This is a genomic window from Fibrobacter sp. UWR4, assembly GCF_003149045.1.
GTDB lineage: Bacteria > Fibrobacterota > Fibrobacteria > Fibrobacterales > Fibrobacteraceae > Fibrobacter.
The window spans coordinates 75,514-89,963 of record NZ_QGDU01000001.1 but is presented as its reverse complement, the minus strand read 5'-3'; the positions used below and the strand labels follow the sequence as shown (position 1 = coordinate 89,963).

General features: G+C 46.3%; 4 protein-coding genes. All 4 read right to left on the bottom strand.

Annotation, left to right across the window (positions count from 1 at the left end; genetic code table 11):
- Window positions 1–3,093, bottom strand: coding sequence for a right-handed parallel beta-helix repeat-containing protein (locus BGX12_RS00370; RefSeq protein ID WP_109734114.1), 3,093 nt, complete (start codon window positions 3,091–3,093; stop codon window positions 1–3).
- Window positions 3,090–4,715 (bottom strand): FecR domain-containing protein, encoded by a 1,626-nt coding sequence (locus tag BGX12_RS00365; RefSeq protein ID WP_158278122.1) that lies wholly within the window; start codon window positions 4,713–4,715, stop codon window positions 3,090–3,092. The genes BGX12_RS00370 and BGX12_RS00365 overlap by 4 nt, the downstream gene beginning before the upstream one ends.
- A gap of 88 nt (window positions 4,716–4,803) precedes the next feature.
- Window positions 4,804–5,133: a stress response translation initiation inhibitor YciH gene (locus BGX12_RS00360; protein WP_109734112.1), complete on the bottom strand. Its 330-nt coding sequence runs from the start codon at window positions 5,131–5,133 to the stop codon at window positions 4,804–4,806.
- Between the two features lie 82 nt (window positions 5,134–5,215).
- Window positions 5,216–14,206 (bottom strand): cadherin repeat domain-containing protein, encoded by an 8,991-nt coding sequence (locus tag BGX12_RS00355; protein ID WP_109734111.1) that lies wholly within the window; start codon window positions 14,204–14,206, stop codon window positions 5,216–5,218.
- Between the last annotated feature and the right edge of the window lie 244 nt (window positions 14,207–14,450).

The window sequence follows — 14,450 nt, the reverse complement described above, 5'->3', positions numbered from 1 at the left end:
TTAGAAGGAATAATTCAAAGAAACGATGGCGTAGAAATCCTTGTACTGGTCCGCACGATTGTCCGGTCTGTAATCATAGACAGCGCCCAAAGTCCAGTCCGTAAACAAGGATGCAGTATGATGGAATCTCAGGGAGATTGCGCCATCTACGTCAATTTCCATTTCATCCAGATCTTCACCATCCACTGTTCTATCCAGGAAATTCTGGCGGAAGTTTCCATTCAGGGAAACATCCAGGAAGTCCTTCACCACAGGGATAGTCATGTTATCAGACAAAGTCCATTCGAATTCAGTCATGTCGTCACGATTGTAAATCTTGTAACGGGGCATCACGCTGACCGTGTTACGAATGAAGTCCAGAGTAGTCGTCAAGGATACAGGATAACGCTGTTCGAAGTAGTCGCCACCATGGAAGTAGTAGCCGAGGATACCATAAGTCTTATTGGAGAAGTTGAAACCATCCAGCAAGCCATCTTCGCCAAATTTAGACAGGTCCGTACGATAAACCCAGGTACCACCCACCTTCAGCACATTCTTGGGGAACTTGTAAGTCACAGCAAGATCAATCGTATGCTTCAGGAGATTTTCTTCAAACATGGAAGCCAGATAATCTTCATCCTGCAATTCGCGATACTTTTCCCAACGTTCGGCATCTATGCGAATCGTGTCACCATTTTCCACAAAGGACATGGTAGACTTTCCAGATCTGGGCTTGAACCAGCTGTCCTCATAAATACCGGAAGCAGCTTCGAAGCTGGGGTAAAGTCTTGTAGCGGTGCTACGGGTACGATAATCAAAGCCATACTTCAGGGACAGAGACAGATTATCAAGAATCTTGAATTCATTAGTCAGGTAACCATTATGAATATACAAGGTACGGTTTTCGTCCTGGTTATGCTGTTTCAGCCACTTGCCATCAGCACCCGCAACGCCCCACTTTTCACCTTCACCAAAGCCAATGATGTTGTAACCGCCATTACCATCGTCTGCGTTTTCGATGTTGATGTCATAGCCAAAGTTCAGCTTCCAGAAGTCCGTAATCTTCTGTTTCAAGTTACCACCATACAAGCGGGTATTTTGCTGCATGTCCGGAGAACCAGCACTATAATAACCAGCACCCACATACTTGAAATAACCTTCAACAAAGGTATTATCGTTAGACCATTCAAAGGATCCAGCAATGGCCCAATTCTTATAATTCCAGAAATCCGGATTGGAAGGACGGGAATCCTTAGGCTCAAATTCCTTCACACGAGCCTTCGCTTCAGCCAGAAGACTCTGAAGTTTCTTCTTCATATCACCAACAGTCATCATGGAATTATCGCCAAAGATGGATTCCAGCTGTTCCTGAGACAAGCTATTCACTGCAGAAGGATTCTTCATCAGGCGATTCAGCAAGGAGAAGTCAGAAGCATCAAGGCCAGCGCTGGTAAACACGCTATTCATGGCGCGAATCGCGGCAGCATTTGCAGTATCGGCAACACCTACAGCCACCTGGCCATTCAGTTTGATATCACCCGGATAAACAAGCCAGTTGCCTTCGGCAAACAAGGTTCTGGAAGCAATGATGGGAGATGCAGTATTGACGTCATCAGCCATGCCATCTCTCAGGAACGGATCGTTCATATAGTCCTTACTGCCGATAAATCCAAGAGCACCATCAAAGCGACGATGGATGTTCCAGAGAATCTTGGTACCAGCCACCATCTTCTGGGCAACAGCTTCACCATCGTCAATGTATTCGTTATACATGTCACGATCCCTGGTACCAATCACCTTGGGAGCCTGAGCTTCACCGACAAAACCAGACAATTCAAACATGTGCTTCTTAAAAGCATTCTTGAACAGTTCAAGTTCATAGGACGCACCAAGAACGTTAATACCAGCCAGGGAAATTTCACCACCGTTAGCAAAAAGATTACCAAGAACCAACTTCTGGTATTCATCGGTGTAAGATGCCTGGAAAGAATGTACGTTAAAGGAATTCCATTTATCGCTGGAAACATCCGTAGAAATTTCAATCGTCTTACCCGTAGGGGATTCCATTACCACGCTGGCAATCCAGTTGGCAAACAGTCCCGGCACCTGGAAATAATTCTTGTAGCGGTCGCCATGATAAATAGTATCCTCGCCCACAATCATATCGTCGGAACGATTGTGAGACATATACACCCAATGGTGTCCAAGGTCTAGAACAATGTTACCGGAAACCTTCCAACCATCTTCGGAATTTGCTTCGGCTTCCATGGCAACCATGGCATTTGCATAGGGATTTACAGGTTCATCCCCCAAGGTGGACTCCAGCATTCCCGTCTTTCTTAGAAGCCTGCGGTCATTATTCTTGGCCACTGAATTCTTGAATTCCGGATCAGGACGTTCCTGGGAAGCAAGGCCAATCTTATTCTTTTCCACCACAAGAGCGCGCTGGGAAAACTGATGATCGCCCTGAACAAAAACACCCACATCATTCTGACGAATGCCAGTAGACTGGATATTCACATCGGCGCCTTCAGAAACAACCAGACCCATGCGGTTTCCATTCAAGTTAGAACTGGAAATCTTGAGCTTTGAATTTTCGGAAGCCCAAACACCTACGTTAGAACCATTGGATACAGTCATCCACTGAGCATCAACGGAGGCATTACGGACATGAAGGCCTATACGATCAGGACTATCGATCGTCACGGACTTTAAATCCAGGGAGCCATTTTCCACAGCAATACCATATTCGGCATTGAGAATCTGCAGGTCCTGAATTTCCGTTTTCTTTTCGCCCGTTACGGAAATACCATTCCAGAACGTCCCCTTAGCCTTAAAGACTACCGGACTATTGGTCTGGCCCATAATAGCCAAAGAGCCGCCACGGACATCCAGGCCCGTACCGTCATTAAATTCCACAACAACGCCAGGCTCAACAACCAGGGCCTTTCCCTTAGGAACAACGAGAGTCTCCTTCACCAGATAAGGAGATTCGCTCTTCTTGAGAAAACCGCTAATAACGCCACCCTTGACGTTTTCGTTATCAACAGCAAAAGCACTCACATGGAGTGCCATTGCAAATACAGCTGTTAAAGAGAAAACTCTTTTCATCATCTCGGAGAGACCTCGTAAACTTTCTTAGCCTTAGCCCTGAATCCGCTCTTATGGGTAACCTCAATTTCAATGCGGTTCGGCAATTCACGGGACAGTTCTACAGGCAACTGATAATCCAGATTCTGAATCTGGGAAAGCGTCTCTTGTAATATAATCTTTCCGTTCTGCTTCACAAGAACCTTGTACAAAAATTCCGGATTATTTTCGGGAATCTTTACTCTAAATTGAAGTGTTTTCACGAGACGAGCCGGACTATCCGGAGATCCCAGAGGAGGTGCGGTTACCAGTTCCTTAGTAGGACCATCCACATCCACATTAAAGCGCTTCATAGGATAGCAGCCCATGACACGGCTCACTTCCGTCTTGTTGCCAGCCTGGTCTTCAGCCCTCATCAGGTACTCGTGGCTGCCGCTCTTCAGCTTGATTCTCTGCTGGACGTTACGGGTAATGGCATCTTCGGACATCGGAGCGCCATCCACTTCCACAGCAAAGATACCGGCATCGTTCTGCATGTTACCAACAGAAATATTGGCAGCGCAACGCAGGGAGTCGTAAGAACTAATGGAAACCACGGGAGCCTTACGGTTCACGTCGCCACAGGCTCGGTTCACATTCAGGTTAAGAGTCTTGGAATCATTCACACCTGCACCGCTAAAGGTCACGGTAGCCTTGTTTGCAGTCCAGAGGCCGTTTTCATCAGAGATGGAAACCTTGTGGTTGAAAGCATGAGCCTGGCCATCAGCAGCGGTAATCAAGTTTCCAGAGGAAACACTTCCCACCTTGATGGTCATAGTGGCATTGGAGTCTGCAGTGCGGTAGTAACCTTCCACTTCCAGACCCTGGGCGCAAACTTCCGCAGGAGAAGAAGTCTTGATCGTAAAGCCATTGGAGGGAAGAGCGTTCACAGCGGAGCTATCAGCTTCGTCCTTCAGCTGCTGCTGGAAAGAGGAGTCAGCCTTCTGAACTTCCACCACCAGGGCATTCAAGTCCTTGGAAGGATCGGCAAGCAACTTTTCCAGCTTCTTGGCAAAGCGGGGATGACCGGAAGAAGCAAGCTTCAACACCACCAGGGAATCCTTACCGAAGGTGGTTTCACCCGCTACGATAGAAACGGGAGTATCCTTACCTTCGGGAACAATTTCAAGCTTACCGGTCTTAAGGCCAGCGAAGAACACGCCTTCACCGCCTACGTAACCTTCCGTACCGCGAATAGATGCAGTTGCGGTACCGGTCTTGAACTTAAAGGTGGAGTTTTTCTGTTTCAGCTTTTCAACCGCAAAGTTGATGTGGCCCTTCTTAATGTCGATTCGGGTTTCAAAGCCACCCTTGTCGTTAGGCTGCAACAGAGTTGCCAATTCAACTTCGGCAAATTCTGCAATGGTAATGGAACTTCCGTCCGGAAGATTAAAGATCACTTCGGAAGCTTCACCCGTACGGACCTTGTCGGACTGGAAAACGTTAGAGTTTGCGCGAAGGGCATTCCAATCAGTCTGACTGATTTTTTGGCGTTCTACGGTACCCAATACGGAACGAACCTTACCCGCTGCAGGAGCAGAGTAAGCCATCGCAGGAACAAGGGCCAAAATGGCCAAACCATGAAGCAAAGAACACTTTTCGAACATAAGCCCTCTTTTCATTTTTTACCATAAGAAAATAGACTTTTTTCTCGAAAAGTGTTTAGAAATATTTTCAGTAGGTGATATAGAACAACTAACCGCCGGCCAATTTGACGGTATAGCCCTTCTTCTCCAACTCCTGTTTCAGGATATTGCGCTTGTCGCCCTGTATTTCAATGGTAAAATCCTTTACGGAACCGCCCACACCGCACTTTTGCTTCAGCTGACGGCCCAAATCCTTCAGCTCATCCTCATCCAGGGGCAAGCCCGTCACAACACTTGCCATCTTGCCGCCACCCAGGCGCTTCAGCTGGATACGGACGGTGCCATCCCCCTTGGGGCGTTCAGCCTTGGGCTTTTCCTGCTTGACGCGGCCACCCAGTTCAGTAGAATACACAAGCGTAGAACGTTCTTCAATACCCATAATCAAATCCTTTTTTACCTAATTTACGTTTTTATACGAAAAGAGCTCGGCTTGGCCGAGCTCTTTACTCAAATATTTCCGATTACTTCTTGGAAGGTCTCTTGTAACCGAAGGGCTTCAGCAGTTCGTCAGACTTCTTGACGACAGATCCCTTCTTCTTGTTGGTAGAGGAAACTTCGTCGAACGGAGGCAGAGAGCAGCGCAGCTTTGCACGGATATCGGCTTCAACCTTGTAGAGGTAAGCGCCGGTAGCCATTACGCGGCCGTCTTCCGTATGGATTTCGCCATTCTTATCCGGTTTCTGTTCGAAGTACATGTTCAAGACACCAGCATTGTCAGTGTAATCCGGATCGTTCAGGTCCACCTTGAAGTTGTAGTAATCTACGAAGCCACCAATAGAGGTGTAAATCCAGACCTTAGCATGCATTCTAGTAGAATACAGGTTGATCTTGCTCAAGTCACCCGTAAGGTCGACATCGTCTTCGCAGAACTTTTCAACGTACTGCTCCTGAGTGAACTTCACGCAGACAGAGGTATCCTTCACCAGGGTGTCAACGACAAGACCCATGGCTTCGTATTCTTCTGCCATCTTGCATCGGTCACTATTCACGCCGCGGCTAGAGATAGTACCATCGGAAAGAATAAGGTCATCGAAGGTTGCAAGACCAGCAACGTCGTTCACCACAGGCAGGCGGACCTCCATAGCCAAGGTCGGACCGAGGTGGCCATTACCCTCAACACCCGGATACGGAGTCTTGAAGGTGCCATCTTCCTGGCCATAGCTACCACCAGTCAGAGCTTCAACTTCCTTGCCGGTAGAGGGATTTGCCACGCTAACAGCAAAGGTTTCACCCTTCTTCGGCGGGTTGGAGGCATAGTATTCTTCAACCTTTTCCACGTTCATTTCGGTTACGGCTTCGACCACTTCGATTTCCATGGACTTAGCATCCTTCACCTGGACAGCCACGGAGTCGACTGCAGTGTTGCCAGCCTTATCGCGGTATTCACGCTTGATCCACTGGAAGCCCTTCTTGAGACCCTGGAGAGTCAAGGTATCCTGAACGACACCATTAACGGTCCAGACCACTTCCACAGAGTTAGCACGAATCTTGGAGCCGTATTCGGGGCTTACGATCTTCACTACAGGCGGCTTCTGGTCAAGCACGATGAACACAGACTGAGTTGCAGAGTTGCCGAACTTATTTTCGTAGGTGTAGGAGACCTTGTAACCAATGTCGCCATCACCGTTCTTCACAATGTTACCCTTTTCGTCGACGGTGTAAGTAACCACGATAGTGTTGTGCTTTTCATCTTCGTATTCGTAGGTAACCTTGTAGGAACCAACGCTAACTTCGGTGGTATTGGAAACGGTGGTGTCCTTTGCGCTGGGCTTGCCATCCGGAACACTTTCGACCACGATCTTGTCATCGTAGGTCAGCATACCGTCAGAGGACACGTTCAGCACCTGGCCGGTAATTGCATCAGCCTGGTAAGAAACAACCACGTCCCTACCGCCAATCTTAGTTTCATAAGAGACGGTAATCACCTCGATAGAATCCACCTTGCCATCGATAATTACAGGAGTCTTCAGGACATCGCCGTTCTTATCGGTGTAGTAGGAAACTTCAACCTTCTTGCCATCCACTTCTTCAGTGTAGAAAACCTTCACTTCAGATCCGTTCACCGGAGTACGGCTTGCGGGAATCTTCGGATTTTCATTCAAGGTCAGCTTACCCTTTTCAGCGATGTTCGATACAGATTCCAGGTCCTTATCGGAAACATCCACAGTTTCAAGATCCAGCTTCACGGTGAAGGTAGAGTCCTTCTTGTTGACAGGATCCTTGATGGTCACCTGGATGTCATTCTTGGAATCGTTCACGTAGATATTGGTATCGCCTGCAAGCACACCTTCATCCAAGGTGAAGATGCTACCATCGCTCAAGCCATCAGCCTTAGCAGAAACGATCACCTGCGGAGCTGAAGTGCTAATCTGGATAACCACAGTATCAGCACCCGGGAAGTCCTTCTTGGGATCCTTGAAGGTCTTGATAATGGTGTGGATACCTTCTGTCATGGTGGTATCGCTGCAGTAGTCTCGACCATCCTCAGTCCAGCAGATTGTCACATCCGTACGGTTGGTGTAGACAGAGTCAGGACGAACCCACAGGGAGTCACCATCATCCACCATCTGGATTTCCACGACGGATTTTTCTTCCACGTTCTCGACATTCACGGTAATCTTTGCAATGTCAGCAAATTCTCCGTCAGAAACTTCGACCTTCAGGATATGTTCCTTAGCCTTTTCATAGTCCAGGGAATCCTTCAGGGTGATTACACCAGTCTTCGAGTCAATTTCGAAGAGGCTAGTATCACCGTCGACAATCGTGTAGGTCAGTTCGCGCTTCGTAGGATCCTTATCCGGGTCAGTAGCCTTCAAGGTATCGATCACAGTACCCGGAGCGGTATGTTCGGAAACGGTGATGGGCTTGTCATCCAGATTCGGAGCTTCGTTCACATCGTTAATCTTGATCGTAACCGTAGTGTCGGAGGATACGCCCTGCGGGTCAGTAACCTTAACCTTGATGGTGAAGGAATCCACAGTTTCGTAGTCAAACTTATCCTTGTTAATCACCACGATTTCACCATTTTCGGTAACCTTGACAAATTCACTGGTACCGATAAGAGTGTAAGTACGAGTTTCTTCATTCTTCAGGTCATCCAAGTCTTCGGAAGTGAGGGTACCGATAACCTTTCGGTCTGCCGGATTTTCATCAACAGAGAATTCGGTAGAAGTGATTACCGGAGTTTCCGGAATATTCTTCAGATGGATGGTCATGGTTTCAGTAGACTTCAAGGTAGGATCAGTCTTGTCCACCACGCTTACAATCAAGGTGTAAGTGGAATCGTCGGTTTCGTAGTTCAAAGTCTTCTTGACAGTGATTACGCCAAGGGAGTCCACATCAAAGATATCGGTTGCACCGTCCACAGCCACCACGCGGTTGTCGCGGAAGGCCGGATTGGAAACACCGTCCATATCCCTATCGTCACCCCATTCGATGGTACCGACGGTAGCACCTTCCTTATTATGTTCCTTCAGGTCGAAGTCGGCCTTCACAATGTAAGGAGGTTCGTTCACGTCAACAATGTTGATGACGCGGAAGACGGAATCCTTAAGACCCGCAGCATCTTCGACGATGATGGTCATCTGATGAGAATGCTTGGTGGTTTCGTAGTCAACGCTATCGGTAACCGCCAAGACGAACTTGTAACCCTTTTCGTCCTTGACCAGAGTCGGAGTAATAGTGAACAGGGTGTCAGAGCCGGATTTGTTGTTATCCACGAAGGTAACCTTCATGGTTTCCAGGTCGCCAGCATCTTCGTCGTTCACGTAGTATTCCAGGATCTTGGTACCTGCGGGAGCATCTTCACGGACGTTCACGTAAACGGTATCGCCCTTCATGTAACCGCAGTTTTCAGTACAGGTCGGAGGAGGAGGATCATCTTCATTATCGCAATCTTCGATAGTTGCGTCGCATGCATGGCAAACTTCAACTTCAGGATCGCAAGGCGGAATAGTATCAATCTGCGGAGGTTCATCCACATTGCTCAACTTCACATATACCGTAGCAAGATCGGTGAGATTACCGCCGTCAGTAACACGGACGTCGAAGTAGAATTCGGTAACCTTTTCGTAGTTCAGGCTCTTGGAGTCAGCAACCACAATCTTGTTGGAATCCATCTTGAAGGGAACTTCGTCCACAATTTCATAGCTCAAGCTGCTGAAAAGAACATTCTTGATATCCGGATCGGAAGCTCTCAGAGAACCAATCACAGTACCATTCTTGGTGTTTTCAGCAACAGCAAAGGAACTGTCGGCAATAGACGGGGCTTCGTTCACGTCTATCACGTTAATCACGCGGATAACGGAGTCAGCGACACCCATTGCGTCAGAGATCTTGATCTTCACGGTGTAAGACGGCTGGACCTTTTCGTAGTCGAGCTTGGAACCATCCTTCACATAGACGGTCACCTGAGAGGAGTCCACATTGAACTTGATAGCGAACAGATCCCTAGCGTTAGTACCCTGCATATCAGAGATAGAAGCGGAGTTCAGACGGTAAGCGGGATCCTTATCGTCGTCCATCACGGCGAAGGTATGGATTTCAGTACCCGTTGCGGAATTTTCAGCAATATCGTAAGGACCTTCACAGTTGTCGTCGTCTTCAAGGCACTTGATAAACGGTTCTTCGTTGGTATTGTTCAGCTTAATCTGTACCAGGGCGGTTGCGGCGAACTCTCCATCCGTCACGCGGACATGAATGGTATAGAGAGAATCCTTTTCGTAGTTCAGCATGGAACCATCGGCAACCACCACCTTATTGGAATCCATCTTGAACGGGGTGCCTTCTTCGACGACAGTGTAGGTCAGCTTTCCGTAGATTTCCGGGTGCTTAATATCCGGATCGGATGCGGACATTGTGGCTGCAACCACGCCAACTTTGCTGTTTTCGTCAACTTTACCCTTCAGGTTATCCTTGATGGTGGGTGCTTCGTTCACATCCACAACCTTGATTACACGGAGGATAGAGTCAGCCTTACCGCCATCATCCTTTACGATGATGAGGAGGCGATGAACTTCATTGATCTTTTCGTAGTTAAGCTTTGCACTATCCTTAACAGACAGAACAAACTTGTAGTCGCCATCTGCATCCTTGTCCAGCTTCTTGGTAATTGCAAACAGGGAATCTGCACCAGACTTGTTCTTGTTTTCGAAAGTCACCTCCATGGATTCCAGGTCACCAGCATCCTGGTCCTTGACATAGTATTCAAGGATCTTAGTACCAGTCTTGGAATTTTCACGGACGTTCACATAGACAGTATCGCCCTTCATGTAGCCGCAATTTTCGGTGCATTCTACAGGAGGCTCAACCGGCTTACCACAATCCTGGATAGTAGCATCGCACTTGTGGCAATCTTCCTTCTCTTCATCGCACTTCGGGTCGTCTTCGATGATTTCAGGAGGTTCTTCTTCGTCGGTCAAGGTCAAGGTAATCGTAGCGGTATCAGCCAGAGTACCATCCGTTACACGAACATAGAAGGTAAAGGAGGAAGTCTTTTCGTAGTCAAGCTTGGTACGGTCCTTCACCTTGATAATCTTCGGGTTCTTGGAATCCAGAGTAAACGGCACATTAGCAGAATCCAGGATTTCATAGCTCAAGGTACCGAATTCCTTCACATGCTTGGTATCCGGATCGTAAGCAACCAAGGTATCCACAGGAGTACCATTGGGCAGGTTTTCCTTAATTTCCTTCTTAGAATCTTCCACGACCGGCTTTTCGTTCAGGTCAACAACCTTGATCACACGAACGATGGCATCGGACTTGCCGCCATCATCCTTGGCAATAATACGGAGAACATGCGTTTCATTGACCTTTTCAAAGTCAAGCTTAGAGCCATCCTTCACCGTAAGAGTGAAGTAGTAGTTACCCTTGGTATCCTTAGTCAAAGTCGGAGAGACTATAAACAGGGAATCTGCACCTGACTTGTACACGTCTTCGAAATAAACCTTCATGCTTACAAGGTCACCGGCATCCTGATCCTTCACGTAGTACTTAAGAATCTGAGTACCAGTCTTGGAATTTTCACGAACGTTCACATAAAGGGTATCACCCTTGATATAACCGCAGTTAGTCACGCAAGTAGTATCCGGCGGATCGATCGGATCAGAGCAATTTTCAAGGTTCGGATCGCAGCAATCTTCCTTTTCCTCATCGCAAGACGGATCCGGAATGATTTCAGGAGGTTCTTCTTCGTCAGACAGAGTAATCGTAACGGTAGAAGTTGCGGTGTATTCGATATCCTTCACTTCAACCTTGAAGGTAAAGCTGGGATTCGTTTCGTAATCAAGCTTGGAGCCATCCTTAACAGTGATTACACCAGTAGAAGCATTGATGGTGAACGGAACATCATTTGCAGTACTTGCATCTTCGTTTACAGGAATGGAGTAGGTCAGTTTGCTGTAGGTTGCATTCTTGGTATCCGGATCAGAAGCTTCCACAGTACCAACTACAGAACCAGTCGGCAGATTTTCAGCAATTTCCTTGCTGAAGGGTTTTGCAGTAGGAGCTTCATTCACGTCAATCACGTTAAGCTTGCGATCAATAGAAATTTCATTGTAGCCAGCCTTACCTTCGTTATCCTTGATAGAAATGGTTACATCGAAGGAAACAGCAGCCTTTTCAGAAGCAGCCAGCTTTTCATAGTCAAGCTTTGCGCTATCTGCAACAGAAATGACTACGTAGAAAGTATCACTTTCGGCGTCCTTTTCAATGGAAAGCGAGAACAAGTCTTCTGCGCTAACCTTACCAGAAGTCTTCTTGTTGTCAGTCAAAGTGGGGACAAAGTCCGTAATCTTTGAATCAGCGGCATCACCATCAACGAACTTTAGACGAGCAACTTCAAAGTTATCTGCAACATGTTCGTTAACATCGTAGTGATCTTTACCATCATCAATGAATTCAGGAGGTTCATTTTCGTCTTCAATGTTGATGGTAACCAGAGCAATATCCTTAAGAGAAGGATCACCCTTATCGCTAACGATAACGTTGAAGGAAATACTCTTAACCTTTTCATAGTCCAGCTTGGTGCTATCGGTTACGGTGATTACACCACTGGAGGACACGGCGAACGGGACATTTTCAGTTTCAGGAATAGAGAAAACCAGCTTACCGAAGTCAACGGTAGAACGGTCCGGATCAGTTGCCACAACAGTACCAACCTCAGTACCCTTCTTGGAATTTTCCATCACCTCGAAGGACTGAGGTTCCATTACCGGTTTTTCGTTCACATCAATCAGACGGATGGAAACAGTCTTAGTAGTTGTTAAAGCATCCTTATAATCACCAGTAGACTTGCTGCTATCCTTGACAGAAATTCCAATGGTAAGAACGCTATCGGCAGATTCGTAGTTCAAAGCACCCTTAGCGGTAATCACACCCGTCTTAGAGTCAATAGCGAAGAGACTAGAAACCTTTTCGTAATTCTTATCGGCAGAATCAAACGCATAGCTGAAGATTTTATCATCAACGTCAGTAACCTTAAGAGTACCTGTAACTTCTGTACCTGCGGCACTATTTTCTTCAATAGTAAACTGAGTAGAGTCAACCACAGGAGCATCGTTTACCGGCTTAACATTGAAGTACAGTTTGTAAACGGATTCAGACTTGCTAGAATTACGCATTACAACGTATTCCAGAGAGTCCAGCTTATCACCGTAAAGATCCTTCGGCGGATAATAAACCATGTGCCAGCCATTAAGCTTACCTTCAAGAATAGAAGAGTAAACAGGATGAACGCCATTGTAATCAACAGGCTTATTATCAATCTTCAGGGAATCAGCATAATAAGGCGGAGTAACGATACGGATAGCATATTCACCAGTCCATTCAGAACCGTCACGAGCCATCACAGGGAAATCAATACGACCAAATGTATAAGGAGTATCTTCCAACATGTTTACGTTGGTATCCTTAGAAATCAAACGGTCATCATCGTCAATAATGGAAATATCGAAATCACCTTCAAAAGTTTCCTGCTTAGCAGTATCCGATACAGCACCTCTAAGGTTGAACACATGAATAGTGAAGAATTCTTCATTTTCAACATAGTTGTCATCAGCAATTGTCAAAGTGATTGGCTCAGCCAGCAAAGAGTCGCCCTTCAGGAACTTTGCATGACCAACATCACCCTTGCTACACAGATAACGTTCACTCGTTGCAGCCACATCAGCTTCGCTTGCCTGATTATCCTCATCGCTTTCGGCATCACCATTCTTCGTAGTGTTAAAGATGAAGCAGTAATCAAAAGTAACCTGAGTTTCCGGTTTTTTTGTCAAAGCCACAGAGAGCTTCTGAGGGCCAGAAACACCTTCCTTCAACTGGCCCCAGCTATTTGCTTCGTGCTTAAAGGTAGGAGGATCAAAGGGAACGTAGATGAAGTCCTGAGCACGGAATTCAGCATCAATTTTAATACGTTTTGCAAGCAGCTGACCAGCAAACTTGTAGTGCTGTTTAAAGAAAATTTCACCCTGAGAAATAAACGTACCCTGAATGTTACATTCTTCCGTAGGGAAAGAAATATCTTCCGGTGTATAGAACAGCAAGTTACCTGCATAGTCCTTATTTTCAACTCGTTCAGCCTTACTCCAAGTAGATCCATTCCAAGTAGCATCCTTTGTAGCATACATAACACCAATGTTATGCTGCGTAGAATTGATATCAAACTTACCATCAAGGAAAATTCGAGTTAAACGTCCACCCGCAGGCATACGAACATAAAGTGCTGCATTATTTTCGAATTTGATATCACCTTTAACATGCAAATCAAAAACGCCTTCACCTTTAGGAATATCAATGAACTTTTCATTAATTACGTTGATAGAGGCAACTTCCCTATCGAATGCAAACCCAGCCATAGCATAATTAACAGTCGGAACGTCAAGAGTCGCATCGATTTCAGGAATATCAGAAGCTGTACAGGTAAGGTTTCCATGGCCATTAGCCAACCCCTGATCAGCTCTGGTAACAGTGCCATCAACACAAAGATTTCCCGCGATAAACATTTTATCGCGAGCATTAAAGGACACATAAAAATCGCCACCAAAATGGCTAGGCCCTGTAGAGATGGTATCATTACCATCGCCATTAGAATAGGAATCTACAGGAGTTCCCTCCTGCCCGTTAGCAGCTTGGAAGAAGCCTCCACCAAATGATAATGGTCCACCAATTGTGTGGTGGGTATTAGACATACGGAGGTAACCCTTAGCACTACCAGAATAACCACTGGAATCAGTAACAAAGACCTTTTGTCCAATAAAAGCTACACCGTATTCACCAGTCTTACCTGTACCCCACAGTTTGTACTTCAGGAGTTTATTCCATTCCTTCTGCTGGACGTCATGGCCAGTAGCAGCATCAAGGAATTGAAATGGTTCAAGGTCCGCAGCGAAACCTACGGACACTACCATGGCCAGAGCCAGGGCAAATCGTTTGACTAATCCAATCTCAAATCGCATATTACATCTCCTGGGATGAATAACGGATTCTTAAAACTTTATTCCAACTTGGAATATCTTTCTACCAAACAACCGTGCAAAAAATACTAAAAACATCTTACATCAGCAATATTTGCAAGGGCCGTTTGTTGTAAAAGTGTGGTAAAAAGTCACGTTTTTTCAACACTTTTTCAACTATGAACAGATTTTTACAAAAAATGCGCATTATCCCCTTGCTTTTTTTATCTAAAGTTACATGTCAAAT

Excerpts from the sequence above, each read along its gene's own strand:
- BGX12_RS00360 (WP_109734112.1), bottom strand. The coding sequence starts at position 5,133 with ATGGGTATTGAAGAACGTTCTACGCTTGTGTATTCTACTGAACTGGGT.
- BGX12_RS00355 (WP_109734111.1), bottom strand. The coding sequence starts at position 14,206 with ATGCGATTTGAGATTGGATTAGTCAAACGATTTGCCCTGGCTCTGGCC.
- BGX12_RS00370 (WP_109734114.1), bottom strand. The coding sequence starts at position 3,093 with ATGATGAAAAGAGTTTTCTCTTTAACAGCTGTATTTGCAATGGCACTC.
- BGX12_RS00365 (WP_158278122.1), bottom strand. The coding sequence starts at position 4,715 with ATGTTCGAAAAGTGTTCTTTGCTTCATGGTTTGGCCATTTTGGCCCTT.